Annotated in this window: 10 protein-coding genes; 4 read left to right on the forward strand and 6 right to left on the reverse strand. The window is 69.9% G+C overall.

Annotated features, from left to right (window positions below; translation table 11 throughout):
* Positions 1–2 precede the first annotated feature (2 nt).
* Entirely contained in the window at positions 3–1,223 is a 1,221-nt protein-coding gene (locus D8896_RS04055) for a glycosyltransferase family 4 protein (RefSeq protein ID WP_121820805.1), read from the reverse strand.
* A gap of 19 nt (positions 1,224–1,242) precedes the next feature.
* Positions 1,243–2,166, reverse strand: a complete 924-nt coding sequence (locus D8896_RS04060) for an alkaline phosphatase family protein (RefSeq protein ID WP_121820806.1) — start codon at positions 2,164–2,166, stop codon at positions 1,243–1,245.
* 122 nt (positions 2,167–2,288) lie between these two features.
* Between D8896_RS04060 and D8896_RS04065 the strand changes: the two genes are divergently transcribed.
* Positions 2,289–3,473, forward strand: a complete 1,185-nt coding sequence (locus D8896_RS04065) for a glycosyltransferase family 4 protein (RefSeq protein ID WP_121820807.1) — start codon at positions 2,289–2,291, stop codon at positions 3,471–3,473.
* Positions 3,474–3,662: 189 nt separating this feature from the next.
* Here D8896_RS04065 and D8896_RS04070 read toward each other — a convergent pair whose 3' ends face one another.
* Both D8896_RS04070 and D8896_RS04075 read right to left on the reverse strand, forming a co-directional pair.
* Positions 3,663–4,910 (reverse strand): glycosyltransferase family 39 protein, encoded by a 1,248-nt coding sequence (locus D8896_RS04070; protein ID WP_121820808.1) that lies wholly within the window; start codon positions 4,908–4,910, stop codon positions 3,663–3,665.
* 77 nt (positions 4,911–4,987) lie between these two features.
* Positions 4,988–6,088, reverse strand: a complete 1,101-nt coding sequence (locus D8896_RS04075) for a glycosyltransferase (RefSeq protein WP_121820809.1) — start codon at positions 6,086–6,088, stop codon at positions 4,988–4,990.
* A 223-nt stretch (positions 6,089–6,311) separates the two neighbouring features.
* Between D8896_RS04075 and D8896_RS04080 the strand changes: the two genes are divergently transcribed.
* Complete coding sequence (locus tag D8896_RS04080) at positions 6,312–7,823, forward strand: exopolysaccharide biosynthesis polyprenyl glycosylphosphotransferase (RefSeq protein ID WP_121820810.1); 1,512 nt, start codon at positions 6,312–6,314, stop codon at positions 7,821–7,823.
* Between the two features lie 190 nt (positions 7,824–8,013).
* On the opposite strand, the gene D8896_RS04085 is transcribed toward D8896_RS04080, so the two are convergent.
* A complete protein-coding gene (locus D8896_RS04085; RefSeq protein WP_121820811.1) occupies positions 8,014–9,657 on the reverse strand; it encodes a Na+/H+ antiporter NhaC family protein in 1,644 nt (547 codons plus the stop codon).
* Between the two features lie 231 nt (positions 9,658–9,888).
* Between D8896_RS04085 and D8896_RS04090 the strand changes: the two genes are divergently transcribed.
* Together D8896_RS04090 and D8896_RS04095 are read left to right on the forward strand one after the other, a co-directional pair.
* Complete coding sequence (locus D8896_RS04090; RefSeq protein ID WP_121820812.1) at positions 9,889–12,321, forward strand: ribonucleoside-diphosphate reductase subunit alpha; 2,433 nt, start codon at positions 9,889–9,891, stop codon at positions 12,319–12,321.
* 26 nt (positions 12,322–12,347) lie between these two features.
* Positions 12,348–13,340 carry a ribonucleotide-diphosphate reductase subunit beta gene (locus D8896_RS04095; protein WP_121820813.1) on the forward strand — a complete coding sequence of 331 codons (993 nt, stop codon included), beginning with the start codon at positions 12,348–12,350 and terminating at the stop codon, positions 13,338–13,340.
* Positions 13,341–13,359: 19 nt separating this feature from the next.
* Here D8896_RS04095 and D8896_RS04100 read toward each other — a convergent pair whose 3' ends face one another.
* Positions 13,360–15,093, reverse strand: a complete 1,734-nt coding sequence (locus tag D8896_RS04100) for an excinuclease ABC subunit C (protein WP_121820814.1) — start codon at positions 15,091–15,093, stop codon at positions 13,360–13,362.
* Positions 15,094–15,108: the final 15 nt, after the last annotated feature.

The raw sequence follows: 15,108 nt of genomic DNA on the forward strand, positions 1-15,108 counted from the left end.
GGCTACCGCGTCATCGCGCGCTCGTACAGCGCCTCGAACTGCGGGACGACGGTCTCGGCCCGGTAGGCGTCGACCTCGCGCCCGGCCGCCGCGGAGCGGTCGGCCAGCCCGTTGCCGTCGAACAGGGCACACAGCGCGTCGACGAACCCCTCGACGGAGCCGTCGGTGGTGACGCCGCCCTCGCCGACGATGTCGGCGACGCTGCCCACGTCGCTCGCGACGACCGGCGTCCCCGTCGCCAGCGCCTCGAGGAACACGCGGCCGAACGGCTCGTCCCACCGGCCGGGGTAGACGAAGCAGTCGTGGGCCGCGAACACGCCGGGAAGCTCGTCGTTGGGCACCCAGCCGGTGAACGTGACGCGGTCCGCGACCCCGCCGTCCGCGGCCTGTGCCTCCATCTTGCTCCGGAGGCCGCCGTCGCCGACGACGGTCAGCCGAACGGACGCGTCGGTCCGGTCGTTCAGTCGCGTCAGGACCGGGACGAGGCGGTCGACGCCCTTGTGCTCGTCGAGCGAGCCGACGTACAGCAGGTCGTAGGGGGCGTCGAAGTCGGACTCGTGGTCGCGGTCGAACCGGTCGTCGAGGACGTTCGGGATCACGGACAGCCGCTCGGCGGGGAAGCCGAAGTCGGCGTACGTCGTCTCGATGTGCGGCGAGAGGGCGTGGTACGCGTCGATCCGGTCGGCCACCGCCTCGCCCTCCCGGACCAGCTTGAGGTAGCCGAGCCGGCTCGCCGAGCGGTAGAGCGGGCCGTCCTCGTCGTGGCCGCCGGCGGTCGCGAGCGAACACGCCGTGCACTTCGCCAGCCCGTTGCTGGTGCAGGGCTCGCGGTCCATGTAGCGGAGGTCGTTCTTCGGGCAGATCCCGCCGTAGGCGTTCAGCGTCACGACCGTCGCGGCGCTCGTCCGGTCGGCGACCTCCCCCATCGCGGGCATGCTGTTCATCACGTAGCTGTGCACGAGGTCGTACTCGTCGAACTCGCCCACGCGCTCCCGGAGCGCGGCGTCGAGCTGGAGCGCCGAGTGGTACGGGTAGCCGGACAGGTCGAGCGGCCGGACCGAGACGTCGCCGTCGACTGCCGCGTCGTCGGGCGGCTCGGCCCAGGGGTAGACGGTCACGTCGTGGCCGCGGTCGGCCAGCTCGAACACGATGCGCGAGGCGCTGTGCGTCGCGCCCGTGCCCTCGCCCTGCGGATAGCTCGGGTGGATGAATCCCAGCTTCACGGCGACCCCCTCGTGGCGCTCATTCGGCGTACCCCAGGTCGCGCAGGCGTTCGGCGACCACGTCGTCGGCGGCGGCGTCGCGCTCCCCGGGCGTCGACTCGCTGATCGCCCGCCGGGGGCCGTCCTCGTACACCAGCCACGGCACGTCGACGAGTTCCGGGGTGTACACGCCCCGGGGGTGGCCCCACTCGCGGAACGGGATCGGGAACGCGCGCTCGCCGACCATGTTGCCGTGGTCGGCGGTCACCACCGTCTTGCCGCCGAGTTCGCGCATCGCTTCCTCGACGTGGGGGAGCGCACGGTCCAGGTTTGCGTCGTAGCACTCCCAGATATCGGATCGGTCCGCGTCGAGCCGCCCCTGCAACAGCTGCACCCAGACGTTCTCCTCGTCGGCCTCGGCGTCGGTGAAGTCGCCGCCGTCGAAGTCGGCGTCGGCCCCGACGAAGGGGTAGTGGGGCTGCATGTAGTGGACGACGAGCCGCTTGTTCGGGTGCTCCTCGGCGGCCCGGAGCGCCCGCTCGGTGACCGTCTCGGGGAGCACCGTGCCGTGCTCGTCGCTCCAGCCGTCGTCGCGCCACACGTCGACGACGGCCGCGAAGCGCGCCTCGATCGACTCGCGGTGCTGGTGGAGCTGCGGGTTCGCGGTCACGTAGACGGTGTCGGCGAGGTCGCGGCCGTCGACGTTCGCCCGGAGGAACTCGACGGTGGTTGACGCCCGCGACTCGCGGCGCTCCAGCCGGCCCGGGAGGTCGGCCCTGCGCTCGAACATGTCGTAGCGACACGCGTCGAGCACGAGCAGGTTGTCCCAGTCCGCGTCGAACGGGTCGACGCCGCCCGCGTTGCACCGCCGGAGACCGAGCCGGCGGTGGTACAGCCGGTTCGCGTGCCTGCAGAACAGGACCGGGGTGCCGATCGCACGGGAGAGTCGCGAACGCGCGTCCATAGTCCCCATCTCGCCGAAGCGACGGGATTAGTGTTTCGCCATCCGCTCGGGCGCCGCAAGCGCCGGCCGACGCGGCGGCGCGGGAACGGAACACTGATTTCGCGCCGCCTTCCAGCCCGCGTATGCACGTCCTCACCGCGACGAACAACCTCTACCCCGACCCGGAGGCGACCGGCTCCGGGCGGTACAACTACGAGGTCGGCCGCAGGCTCGTCGAGCGGGGGCACACCGTCTCGGTCATCACCAGACGGCGCGGCGACGCGCCGGCGCGGGAGACGGTCGCGGGCATGGACGTCTATCGGTACGACGCGTCGGTCCCGCGGCTCCCGGCGACGCTGCGGGGGATCGACCGGCTGGTGGCGTCCGTCCGGGAGACGGCCCCCGTCGACCTCGTCAGCTTCCACGGCGCGCTGAGTTCGTTCGGCGTCGACCGGGCGGTCGCCGACCGGGTCCCGCGGACGTACACGGTCCACGGGCTCTGGGGGGTCGAGTACCGCGACAGGCTGGTCGACCCGAGCCGGTGGGCCGCGCCGTGGCACTGGCTCAACCGGACGCTCCGCCACCGGGTCGAGGGGCGCGTGCTCGGCCGCAGCGACGCCGCGGTCGTGCTGAGCGAGTTCATGCGCGACCGGTTGCGCGAGTTCCACCCGGACGCGCCGCCGACGGCGGTCGTCCCGGGCGGCGTCGACGCGGAGCGGTTCGCCCCGCTCGACGGCCCGGGGCCCGAGGCGTTCGACGGGGACGGGACCGCGTTTCTCACCGTCCGCCGCCTCACCCCGCGGATGGGGCTGGAGACGCTGCTCGACGCGTTCGCTCGGCTGGCGGCCGACGGCGTCGACGCCCACCTCTACGTCGGGGGCGACGGCCCGCTGCGCGACCGGCTGGAGACCCGGGCCGACCGGCTCGGCATCGGGCGGGACGTGACGTTCCTCGGTTACGTCCCCGAGGACGACCTGGCGTCGCTGTACGCCGGAGCGGACGTGTTCGTCCTCCCGACGCTCGAACTGGAGGGGTTCGGGCTCGCGACGCTCGAGGCGCTGGCCGCCGGGACTCCGGTCGTCGGGACGCGGGCCGGCGCGACGCCGGAGATCCTCGGCGAGCTTGAGCGTCGGTCGGCGGTTCCGGAGCCCCTGCTGGTCGACGCCGGCGACGCGGACGCGCTCGCCGACCGGCTGCGGGCGTGGGCGGAGACGGCAGAGCGGGAGCGCGCGAGCGAGGCCTGTCGGTCGTACGTGACGGAGGCGGGCTACACGTGGGCGGACGTCTGCGGTCGGCTGGAACGGCGCTTCGAGGACCTGCTGGAGTGAGCGGAGTATCAACAGTTATGTACGGATCGGCCGTACCCTCGACCGATGGGGCAGGGACGCATCGAGCCGTTCTCCGAGTCGAAGACGTACGCCGTCGTGCGGACGCTGTACGGCTGGACGGCCAGCAGCCGGGTCCTCTCGCTGCTCGACGACGAGCGCGTGCTGTTCGGCTGCCTCGCCGGCTTCGTGCTAGCGAGCGTGGTCGCCGTGTTCCGCTCGAACCTCGGGGCCGGCGTCAAGTTCCTGAGCTTCGCGCTGCTGTTCGTCGCGCTCGCGGTGCCGATCCACCGCCTCGTCGACCCGCCGACGGAGTGACCGGTACCACGATTCGAAGACCGGGGCGCAAAACGCCGCCAGGAGCAGCACGAACACGGACCGGTGTCTGATCGTCGTCCCGAAGTTCGAATCGATCAGCCCGTAGCCGACGACCCCCCCGAGGTAGACGACGCCGAGAAACATCTCCACGCGGGGGTCGGTCTCGACGCCGCGAAGCGAGACGACCGCGACCACCGCGAACGCGATCAGCAGCGGCAGCGAGAGGACCGCCACCACGTCGAACGCCGACGTGACGTGCAGCGGAAACGGAGCGAACTGGAAGTAGATCGCGCGGACCGGCGCGGCCAGCAGCACGTCCAGCCACGACTCGTACCGCATGAAATCGAGGTATGCCGCGCCGCCCGCCGAGCGGTACTGCAGCCGCGCGTTGAGCGCGTCGACGGGGAACAGGGCGGCGAACAGCGCGAACCCGGCAACGCCGACGGGGAGCGCGGCGAGCGCAAGCGATCGGAGCGACACCGTCCGGTCCGCGACCCGGTCGACCGCGGCCACGAGCAGCGAGCCGGCCGCGCCGAGCAGCACCAGCAGGGCCAGTTCCTCACGCAGCAGGAACAGCAGGCCCCAGAGCGGCGGCGCGGTGAGCGCCCACCAGCGCCGCCCCTCGGCGACCGCCCGCACGCAGACGGCCGCGAGCGTCACGGCCAGCAGCGTCGAGAGCGCGTCGCGCATCGGGAGGCTGTTGAACAGGAACGGGAACGGCAGGAACAGCGCCACGAGCAGGAGGCCGTTCGTCGACGACAGGGGGACGTAGAGCCGCCGGGCGAGGTAGCACACCGGCAGCGGTATCAGCACGGCCAGGAGCCCGTTGAGTATCGCCAGCGCGGTCGGGTCGGCCCCGAAGACGGCGTAGACGATCGCCTGTGCCGTGCCGAACGCGTCCAGCGGGGAGAGCGGACTCGTGTCGGCACCCCCCAGGATGCCGAGCGCCACCGAGTGGAACACGTCGATGTCCCAGTCGTACGGCAACAGCGGGAGCACGGCGACGGCGAAGACGAGATGGCCGGCGAGGGTGACCCCGCCGGCGTATCGGTACAGCCGTCCCCGCTGCCGGCTGACGAGGGCGAACAGCAGGACGACCGCGACGGCGGCGGCGACGACCATTCGGGGACGGCTATTCGCGGCCCGGACATATACCTGTCCACCGCGTCCGGGCCCGCGGACCACGGGTCGGCGGCCGGTCAGTCGGCCGCGAGCGCGTCCCGGTAGACGGCCAGAGTTTGCTCCAGCATCTGCCCCCGGGTGAACGTCTCGCGGACCCGCCGCTGTGCGTTCTCGGAGTACCGCCTGTACCGTGACGCGTCCGCGAGCAGGTCCTCGGCGGCGGCCGCGATCTCGGCCGGCTCGCCGGGCGGGACGGTGCGGCCGGTCTCTCCGTCGACGCTCACGTACGGAACGCCGGTGGGGAGCGACGTGTTGATCACCGGCAGCCCGCGTTGCATGGCTTCGAGCTGGACGATCCCGAACGATTCGTTCGGGGCCGAGGAGGGGAGCACGAACAGGTTCGCCGCCCGGTAGAGCTCGTCGAGCCGCTCCTCGGAGACGAACCCCTCGAAGGTCACGCGGTCGGTGACGCCCTCCTCGCGCGCGTGCCGTTCGAGCGACTCGCGTTCCGGTCCCTTGCCGACGATCGACAGCCTCGCGTCGACGTCCGCCATCGCCGAGATGAGGTGGTCGACGCCCTTGAAGTCGACCAGCCGGCCGACGAAGAGGAGCCGCCTCCCGTCGAGCGGCTTCGGGGAGACCGGGGTGTCGTCAGCGTCGACCCCGATCGGCACGACGGCGGCCTTGTCGCGGACCCCCGCAAGCCGCGCGCACTCGTCACGCATCTGTGGGGAGGTGACGATGATGCGCTCCGCGCCGTCGAGGAACCGGTCGAGGACGGGTTCGTACGGGTAGATCGCGGGGCCCTTCCCGATGATGTCGTCGTGGAAGGTCGCGACGTACGGCGTGTCCACCCGGTTGAGCAGATGACTCACCGGGCCGAGCGGGAACGGCACGTGGTAGTGAACGAGGTCGGCCCAGTCCAGATGCTGGCGGAGTCGATAGGGAAACCCGGGCGTGATCGGCGTCGACATGACCTCGCCGAGACAGCCGGCGCGGACGACTGTGGTGCCGTGTTTCTCGTCGACGGCTGCCCGCCCGCGGGTCTGCGACGTGACGATCCGGAAGTTCACGTCGTCGATGCCGGTGACCAGCGCACGGACGAGGCGCTGTATCCCCCCGGTGTGGGGATAGTAGTACGTGCAGACCTGCAGGACGTTCGGCGTGTCGTCGACCATGGTTGTGGCGTCGTGCCGGTGACCGCCGGGGCGGGACACCGAGTCGTTTCAGGTGTAGTAGCGGACGCCGCCATAAGCGACACGGTTTTTAGGCTGGCCAAATACTCGTGCGGTACGGGCCGAGCGACTGCGATCGGCCGGCCTTCGAATCTCCCCTTTCCGCGGCAACACGGCCGGTCGGAAACCTTCACACTTTTATTTTAGGTCCGCCAAAAACAGGCCGATGACAGAGGACGTCCAGTCACAGTCGAAGACCGCGATCTCGCTCCACGGTGGGGGGCCCCTGACCCGACCCAGGAACGTCTACCGGATCCTCTCGGGGGTCGGGCTGGTGGTCCTGACGGTGGGTGCCCTCGCCGTCGTCGCCGTCGCCGACCTGCAGCGACTGTTGGGCGTCCGCGGGCTGTTCGGGACCGGGACGTCGGCTGGGTCGCTCTCCGCGGAGACGCCGGCCGTCCTCGCGCTGGCGGCTGCCGTCACCGTGGCCGCGACCCTGCCGCTGTGCAAGCCGCGGCCCCGACGGATCCTGGACACGGTGACGCGGACGCTACGGTCCCTGCTGGTCGCCGCCGTCGCGCTCGCGACCGTCGGCTACTTCACTGCGACGCTGCGGCTGCCGCGACCGGCGCTGCTCTCGTTCGTCGGAGTCCTGGCCGTGACGCTGCCGGGGTGGTTCGTCGCCCTGCAACAGTGGCAGCTCAAACGAGCAGAGGGAACGCTGATCGTGGGGAACAACCCCAAGCGCGTCGAGGCGGCGGTTCAGGCCGCGGCGGAGCCGATCGTCGGGTACGCGTTCTCCCCCACGGACTCGCACGACGACGGGGCGACACGCACCGACGGCGGCCGGCCCGCCGTTCCGGAGAAGCTGTCCCAGTACGAGTGTCTGGGCGGGCTCTCGCGCCTCGATGACATCCTCGACCGGGCGGACGTTGGGACGGTTATCCCTGCCCTGCCCCAGACGGACCGCGCCGAGTTCTTCGGCGTGCTCGAAACGTGCCACCGCCACGACGTGAACGTGGAGATCCTCAACGAGCACAACGAGAGCGTCCTCGTCGAGGACGAGAGCGCCGTCTCCGCCGACCGAACCAAGCGCCTCATCGCCATCAACATGGAGCCGCTGGACCTGCAGAACAGGGTCGTCAAGCGCCTGTTCGACGTGGGCTTTGCCGGCATCGGCCTCCTCGTGACGCTCCCGCTGTTCGTGCCCATCGCCGTCGCGATCAAACTGGACAGCCGCGGACCGGTGTTCTACAGACAGGAGCGCACCACCCAGTTCGGCGACCGCTTCCCGGTGTACAAGTTCCGGAGCATGCGTCCCGAGAGCGAGGCCGCCGCTCCCGGGGAGGACGAGGACAGGATCACCCGTGTCGGGCGCTTCCTGCGGCGGACTCATCTCGACGAACTCCCCCAGCTGTGGGCCATCTTCACCGGCAAGATGAGCGTCGTCGGGCCGCGGGCGGCGTGGACAGCCGAGGAGGAGTTCATCCAGCAGGAGATGGAGACCTGGAAGAAGCGGTGGTTCGTCAAGCCGGGGCTGACCGGGCTGGCGCAGATAAACGAGGCCACCAGCGAGAACTCGCGGGCGAAGCTACAGTACGACCTCACGTACATCAAGAACCAGTCGTTCTGGTTCGACACGAAGATCGTTCTCCGTCAGGTGTGGATGGTGCTCACCGACCTCGCCCACATCGTCGCCCGGTCGTTCGCCGGGCGAAGCCGCGACGGGTCCGACTGACGGCCCGGGTCCGTCACGGGTCGGCGCACACACCGTCGCGGGTAGCGGTACACCGACTGCTGGCGGCAGCCCCCGCCATCACTTGCCGGGAATCACGCTCCACGACGCGCCCGAGCCACCGCTGGCGGGGCGTCGGTCTGTCAGTTCACTGCGCGGCTATCGACGCGAAAAGGCGGCGTAAGGGAAACCGTCAGTCGTCGCCGGTCGTTCCGGTCTCGGACTGTGGCCCCTCGAACGGCTTGGCGGGGACCTCTTTCCTGCTGGCGTCGAGTTCCGAGAGCCCGTACACCAGCCCGATCAGCACGAGCGCGCCGACCGGCAGGAAGACGACCGGGCCGAGGCCGGTGACGCCGTAGATCAGGTACGCGAGCGTCGCCACCGAGATGACGGTGACGGCGTAGTACATCTGCGTCCGGACGTGGTCGATGTGGTCCGACCCGGCGAACGTCGACGAGAGGATCGTCGTGTCGGAGATGGGCGAGCAGTGGTCGCCGAAGATCGACCCGCTGAACACCGCGCCGACGGCGACGGCGACCATCTCCGGGCTCTGGTTACCGATCTCCCACGCCAGCGGCACGGCGACGGGGGTGACGAGCGACATCGTCCCCCACGAGGTGCCGATGGAGAAGGAGATGAACGCGGCGGCGAACAGGATGACGATCGGCAGCATCATGGGCGAGACCAGCCCCTCCGCGATGCCGGTGACGTAGTCGCCGGTGCCGAGCGCGGTGGCGACAGAGCCGATGGACCACGCGAGGACGAGGATGCTGACCGCGTGGAGCATGATGCCGAAGCCGTCGAGCACGGACTCCATCCCCTCGCCCAGGTCGATGTGACCGTCGTAGATCCCGAGGGTGAGCGCGCTCGCCACCATGCCGAACGAGCCCCAGATGAGCGCACCGGTGAAGTTGGCGTTCTCGGCGATGCCGAGGGCGTCGCGGCCGGGCGCGTAGCCGGTCCCGACCGCGCCGCCGAGCACGACCACGATGAGGACGCTCACCGGGACCACGAACGTCCGCAGGCGCGGTTCGTCCGTGACGGGGTCACCGAGGTCCTCCTTCATGCTCTGGAGCGGGTTGGCGTTCTCGCGGGTCACGTTGCCCGTCTCGCGGGCGCGGGTCTCCGCGTCCAGCATCTCGCCGAAGTCACGCTGGGTAATGACGACGATCCCGACCATCAGGATGGCAAAGAGGCAGTACACGTTGAACGGGATCGACCAGAGGAACGTCGCCACCGCCGACGGCGTCTCGCTCTGGATCCCCATGTTCTCGTAGGCAGTCTGGACGAGGCCGATCTGGAACGCGACCCACGACGAGATGCCGAACGTCGCGACCGGCGCGGCCGTCGAGTCGAGGATGTACGCCAGCTTCTCGCGGGACATCCGCATGTTGTCGGCCATGTCCTTCATCGCCGAGCCGACGATGGCGGTGTTGGCGTAGTCGTCGAAGAACCACACCATACCGAACAGCCACGTCACGACCCCGACCCGGCGGTGGGAGTCGACCTTCGACCTGGCGAACTGCGCGACGGCCAGCGAGCCGCCGAGCCGCCAGATCAGGGCGATCCCCGCGCCGAGCAGGAACGTGAAGATGATGATCTTCGCGTTGAACGTGCTCTCCCCGATCGAACTGATCACCCAGTCGAACGCCTCGACGATCCCGAGGAACGGGACCGCGACGATCTCGACCGCGCTGTCGGCCGCGTCGGCGGCGACGATCGCGCCGCCCATCCACACGCCGATGAACAGCGACAGCATCGCCCGTCTGGTGATTATCGCCAGTACGATGGCTAGCAGCGGCGGTGCGAGCGATAACGCGCCGAATTCCGATGCCATGGTAGGGCGTTACACACGTGGGGGTTAAAATCATTCACGGTCCGTCCGGGTAGTAATACAATTGAACTTGTGCTACTACAATTTAGTTGGCAAAACTTATGTGTGGGCCTGCCGTCACTCCGAGGCACGCCAGGCCGGCGGTTTCGGCCGCGAGCGCCGCGGAGCGACGGGTTCGTCAGCCACAGCTCCGTCCGGCGCACAGCCGTCACCGGCCGGCCGCGACACACCACCATGACAGCAACGACCCGCACCGACCGACTGCGGTCGGCACTCGACCACGCCTGTACCGGCTACGACGACCAGATCCCCGACGAGGCCCGCGAGGCGGTCCTCGCGGACGCCGAAAGCGACCTGTACGCCGAGGCGACCGTCGCCGAGACGTACGACGCGCTGATCGGCGAACTCACCGCCCGGATCGACTCGGTCCCCGAGTTCGCCGACGTGGCGGCCGCCGTCTTCAGACAGCGGTACTACCGCGAACTGCTCGGAGCGGACCTGACGGGCGACGAACTCGACGACGCCTACCGCGAGTCGTTCGTCGACGCCATCGAGCGCGGCGTCGAGGCCGACCTGCTCGACGAGCGCATGGCCGACTACGACCTCGACGCGCTCGCCGACTATCTCGTCCCCGACCGCGACGAGGCCTTCGACTACCTCGCGATGGAGACGCTCCACCAGCGGTACTTCCTCCGGACGAACGACGGTGAGCGCCTCGAACTCCCGCAGGCGTTCTGGATGCGCGTCGCGATGGGCGTCGCCCTCCGCGAGGACGAGGGCGAGCGCGAGGCCTACGCGAAGGAGTTCTACGACGCGCTGTCGACGCTGCGGTTCGTCCACTCGACGCCGACGCTGTTCCACGCCGGGACGACGCACCCCCAGCTGTCGTCGTGTTACATCACGACGGTCCCCGACGACCTGGAGGGCATCTTCGATGGCTACAAGGAACACGCGAAGCTGTCGAAGTGGTCCGGCGGCCTCGGCAACGACTGGACGCCGATCCGTGCGACCGGCTCGCTCATCGAATCGACCGGCGTGGAGTCGACCGGCGTCGTCCCGTTCCTCAAGATATCCAACGACGTGACCGCGGCGATCAACCGCTCGGGCAAGCGCCGCGGCGCGGCGTGTGCGTACCTCGCGGCGTGGCACCTCGACTTCCCGTCGTTTCTCGACCTGCGCCGCAACACGGGCGACGAGCGCCGGCGCACCCACGACCTGAACACAGCGGCGTGGGTGCCCGACCTCCTGCTGAAGCGCGTCCGCGAGGGCGGGGAGTGGACGCTGTTCTCGCCCGACGAGGTGCCCGAACTCCACGGGACGTACGGGCAGGCATTCGAGGAACAGTACCGCGAGTACGAGCGGCTGGCCGACGCGGGCGAACTGCGCCAGTACGAGCGCGTCGACGCCGAGGAACTGTGGCGCGATATGCTGACGCGCCTGTTCGAGACTGGCCACCCGTGGATCACGTTCAAGGACGCCTGCAACGTCCGGTCGCCCCAGGACCACGCGGGCGTGATCCGCTCGTCGAACCTCTGTACGGAGATCACGCTGAACACCAGTTCCGAGGAGACGGCGGTCTGCAACCTCGGATCGGTGAACCTCGCCGCCCACGTCGACGCGGACGGCCTCGACCGCGAGGCGTTCGCCGACACCGTCGAGACGGCGATGCGGATGCTCGACAACGTCGTCGACCTGAACTTCTACCCCACCGAGAAGGCCGAGCGCTCGAACATGCGTCACCGCCCGGTCGGGCTGGGGATGATGGGGTTCCACGAGGCGCTCATGGCACAGCGGATCCCCATGGCCGACGAGGACGCCGTCGCCTTCGCCGACGAGGTGGGCGAACTGCTCGGCTACCACGCGGTCCTCAATTCGTCGCGCCTCGCCGCCGAGCGCGGGACGTACGGCTCCTACGAGGGGTCGAAGTGGGACCGCGGTGTCCTCCCGCAGGACACGGTCGAACTGCTGGAGGACGAGCGCGGCGTGGAGACGCCGCTCGACCCCACCGAACGGCTGGACTGGGACCGCGTGCGCGACCACGTCGCCGAACACGGGATGCGCAACTCCAACACGATGGCCGTCGCGCCGACGGCGACCATCTCCACCATCGCGGGCACGTCGCCGAGCATCGAGCCGCTGTACTCGAACCTCTACGTCAAGTCGAACATGTCGGGCGACTTCACCGTCGTCAACGACCACCTCGTCGCGGACCTGCGCGAACGCGGTCTGTGGGACGACGCGATGGTCGACCAGCTGACGTACCACGACGGCTCCGTCCAGGAGATAGACCGTGTCCCCGACGACCTGAAGGAGCTCTACCGCGGCGCGTTCGAGGTGGACCCGCGCCACCAGATCCGGCTCACCGCCCGCCGCGGGCAGTGGATCGACCAGAGCCAGTCCCACAACGTCTTCTTCCCGTCGACGGACGGGTCGTTCTTAGACGACGTGTACCGGACGGCGTGGGAGTACGGCCTGAAGACGACCTACTACCTCCGGACGCTCGGCGCGAGCCAGGTCGAGAAGTCGACCGTCGACATGGCCGAGTACGACGACACCCAGCGCCGCGACGACGCGGACGCCGACCGCCGCGACGCGGACGGTGCGGACGAGTCAGGCGACGGCTCCGCGCCGACCGTCGAGGACCCGACCTGCGACGCCTGCCAGTGACCACGAGCGCTCTACGGTAACCGCCAATGCCTATCAGCAACGACGACACCCACGACCCGAACAAGATACTGCCGATCGACTACGACTGGGCCCGCGAGTACTACCGCGACGGCGTCGCCAACAACTGGACGCCCGAGGAGGTGCCCATGCAGGACGACGTGAGCCAGTGGGAGAACGGCGAGCTCACCGACGCCGAGCAGCGCCTCGTCGAGTGGAACCTCGGCTTCTTCTCGACGGCCGAGTCGCTGACCGCGAACAACATCGTCCTCGCGCTGTACGAGTACGTCACCGCGCCGGAGTGCCGCCAGTACCTGCTCCGGCAGGCCTACGAGGAGGCGGTCCACACGGACACGTTCATCTACTGCTGTGACACGCTCGGCTTCGACCCCGAGTACATGTATGGGATGTACGACCGCATCCCGTCGATCCGCGAGAAGGACGAGTTCGTCGTCGACCTCACGCGGGCGGTCGACCGGGACGACTTCGCCATCGAGACGACCGACGACGTGCGCGAGTTCGTCCGCGACTGCGTCGGCTTCTACGTCATCATGGAGGGGATCTTCTTCTACGCCGGCTTCGCCATGATGCTCGCGCTGAAGCGCCGCGGGAAGATGGTCGGCGTCGGCGAGCAGTTCGAGTACATCATGCGCGACGAGTCGCTCCACCTGAACTTCGGGGTGGACCTCATCAACCAGATCCGCGACGAGCGCCCCGGCGTCTGGACCGACGCGTTCGAGCGGGAGGTCGAGGACCTAGTCCGCGAGGCCGTCCGCCTCGAGGGGATCTACGCCGAGGAGGCCTGCCCCGACGAGGTGCTCGGCATGTCGGCCGACCAGTTCGTCGAGTACGTCGAGTACGTCGCGGACCGCCGGCTCCAGCAACTCCGGATGGACCCCGTCTACGGCACCGACAACCCGTTCCCGTGGATGGCCGAGCAGGTCGACCTCAACAAGGAGAAGAACTTCTTCGAGTCGACGGTGACGGAGTACCGCGACGCCGGCAGTCTGGACTGGGACTGACTCGGCCGACCGAAGTCGGCTACAGCCGACTCGCCAGCGTCTCGGCGGTCTTCTCGCCGACGCCGTCGACGCTCCGCAGTTCGTCGGGCGAGGCCGCCCGGACGTTCTCGACGCTGCCGAAGCGCCGGAGCAGGCGTTTCCGCGTTTCGGGGCCGACGCCGGGCACGTCGTCCAGCACCGTCTTCACTTCGTCGCGGACGGTCTGGTGGTACTGGACGGCGAAGCGATGGGCCTCGTCGCGCACGCGCTGGAGGAGGTGGAGGTGGGGCGCGTCGTCGGGCCAGTCGCGGACGCCCGAGGGCGTCACGACGAGTTCCCGGTCCTTGGCGAGCGCGACGGCCGGGACGTCCCAGCCCGTCTCCGCGAGGGCGTCCCGCGCCGCCCCCAGCTGGCCCTCACCGCCGTCGATCAGCAGGAGGTCAGGGTCCGGGCGGTCGTCCCGCCCCTCGACGGCGCGCTCGGCGCGCCACCGGACCAGGTCGCGCATGTTGGCGTAGTCGTCGTTGCGGTCCTCGAGTTTCTTCCGGCGGTAGTCGGGCTTCTCCGGGTCGCCGTCGACGAACGTCACGTTGCTGCCGACGACGGCGCTCCCTTGCGCGTGACTCACGTCGAACCCCTCGATGCGGTCCGCGCGGTCGATGCCGAGCTCGTCGGCCAGCGCCCGCGTCCCGTCGCGGTCGCCGCCGCGGCTCCGGGCGTTCTTCAGCGCGAGGTCGACGAGCTTCGCCTCGCGGCCCGCGCCGGGCACCCGGACGGCGACGCCCTCGGCGTCCAGCCAGGCGTCGACCTCGGGGTCGCCGTGGCGCTCCGGCAGGAGGACGGCGTCGGGCAGGTCGCGCTCGGCGTAGTACTGCACGAGAAACGCCGCCAGCACGCCGGGGACGCCCTCCCCGTCCTCGGGGGCGGCCAGCCGGTGGCGTTCCCGGTCGACTAACTGGCCCCCCTCGCTGTGGAGGCGGGCGACGGTGGCGTCGTCGCCCTCGACGGCGACGCCGAGCACGTCGACGCTCCGCTCGCCGCCGTGGCTCGACACGGCCTCGCCGCCGCCCTCGTGGAACGACTCGACGACGTCGAGGCGGTCCCGGAGGTTCGCCGCGCGCTCGAACTCCTGGCTCTCGGCGGCCCGCTCCATCTCGCGGCGGAGCGGGTCGGCGAGCACGCCCGTCTCGCCCTCGAAGAAGCGCCGGACGGAGGCCACGTCGTCGGCGTACGCGTCTTCTCCGATCTCGCCGGTGCAGGGCGCGGTGCAGAGACCGACCTCGTAGTCCAGACAGGGGCGGTCCCGGTTCGCGTACTTGTGGTCCGAACAACCGCGCAGGCCGTACGTCTCGCGGAGCGCCTTCACGACGGTTTCGACCCGGCCCTTGTCCGTGAAGGGACCGTACGCGACGGCGTCCGGGTCGGGGTCACGCGTCACCTCGATCCGCGGGACGGGGTGGTCGGTAAGCTGGACCAGCGGGTAGGACTTGTCGTCCTTCAGCCGGACGTTGTAGCGGGGCTGGTGGCGCTTGATCAGGTTGGCCTCCAGCAACAGCGCCTGGGTCTCGGTGTCGGTGACAGCCACCTCGATGCTGTCGGCACGCTCGACCATCCGGCCGATCCGCCGGCTCCGCGGATCGGCGTACGACCGGACCCGGTCCCGCAGGTCGACGGCCTTGCCGACGTACAGCGTCGTCCCGCCCTGCTGGAACTGGTAGACACCGGGGTCGCGGGGGAGGGCCCCCGCCCGCTCCCGAACCGCCGCGGCGTTCATCGGGCGAGGCTAGCC

It is taken from the genome of Halostella salina, assembly GCF_003675855.1.
GTDB classification, from domain to species: Archaea; Halobacteriota; Halobacteria; order Halobacteriales; family Natronoarchaeaceae; genus Halostella; species Halostella salina.

Excerpts from the sequence above, each read along its gene's own strand:
- D8896_RS04065 (WP_121820807.1), top strand. The coding sequence starts at position 2,289 with ATGCACGTCCTCACCGCGACGAACAACCTCTACCCCGACCCGGAGGCG.
- D8896_RS04080 (WP_121820810.1), top strand. The coding sequence starts at position 6,312 with ATGACAGAGGACGTCCAGTCACAGTCGAAGACCGCGATCTCGCTCCAC.
- D8896_RS04085 (WP_121820811.1), bottom strand. The coding sequence starts at position 9,657 with ATGGCATCGGAATTCGGCGCGTTATCGCTCGCACCGCCGCTGCTAGCC.
- D8896_RS04095 (WP_121820813.1), top strand. The coding sequence starts at position 12,348 with ATGCCTATCAGCAACGACGACACCCACGACCCGAACAAGATACTGCCG.
- D8896_RS04100 (WP_121820814.1), bottom strand. The coding sequence starts at position 15,093 with ATGAACGCCGCGGCGGTTCGGGAGCGGGCGGGGGCCCTCCCCCGCGAC.
- D8896_RS04060 (WP_121820806.1), bottom strand. The coding sequence starts at position 2,166 with ATGGACGCGCGTTCGCGACTCTCCCGTGCGATCGGCACCCCGGTCCTG.
- D8896_RS04075 (WP_121820809.1), bottom strand. The coding sequence starts at position 6,088 with ATGGTCGACGACACGCCGAACGTCCTGCAGGTCTGCACGTACTACTAT.
- D8896_RS04070 (WP_121820808.1), bottom strand. The coding sequence starts at position 4,910 with ATGGTCGTCGCCGCCGCCGTCGCGGTCGTCCTGCTGTTCGCCCTCGTC.
- D8896_RS04090 (WP_121820812.1), top strand. The coding sequence starts at position 9,889 with ATGACAGCAACGACCCGCACCGACCGACTGCGGTCGGCACTCGACCAC.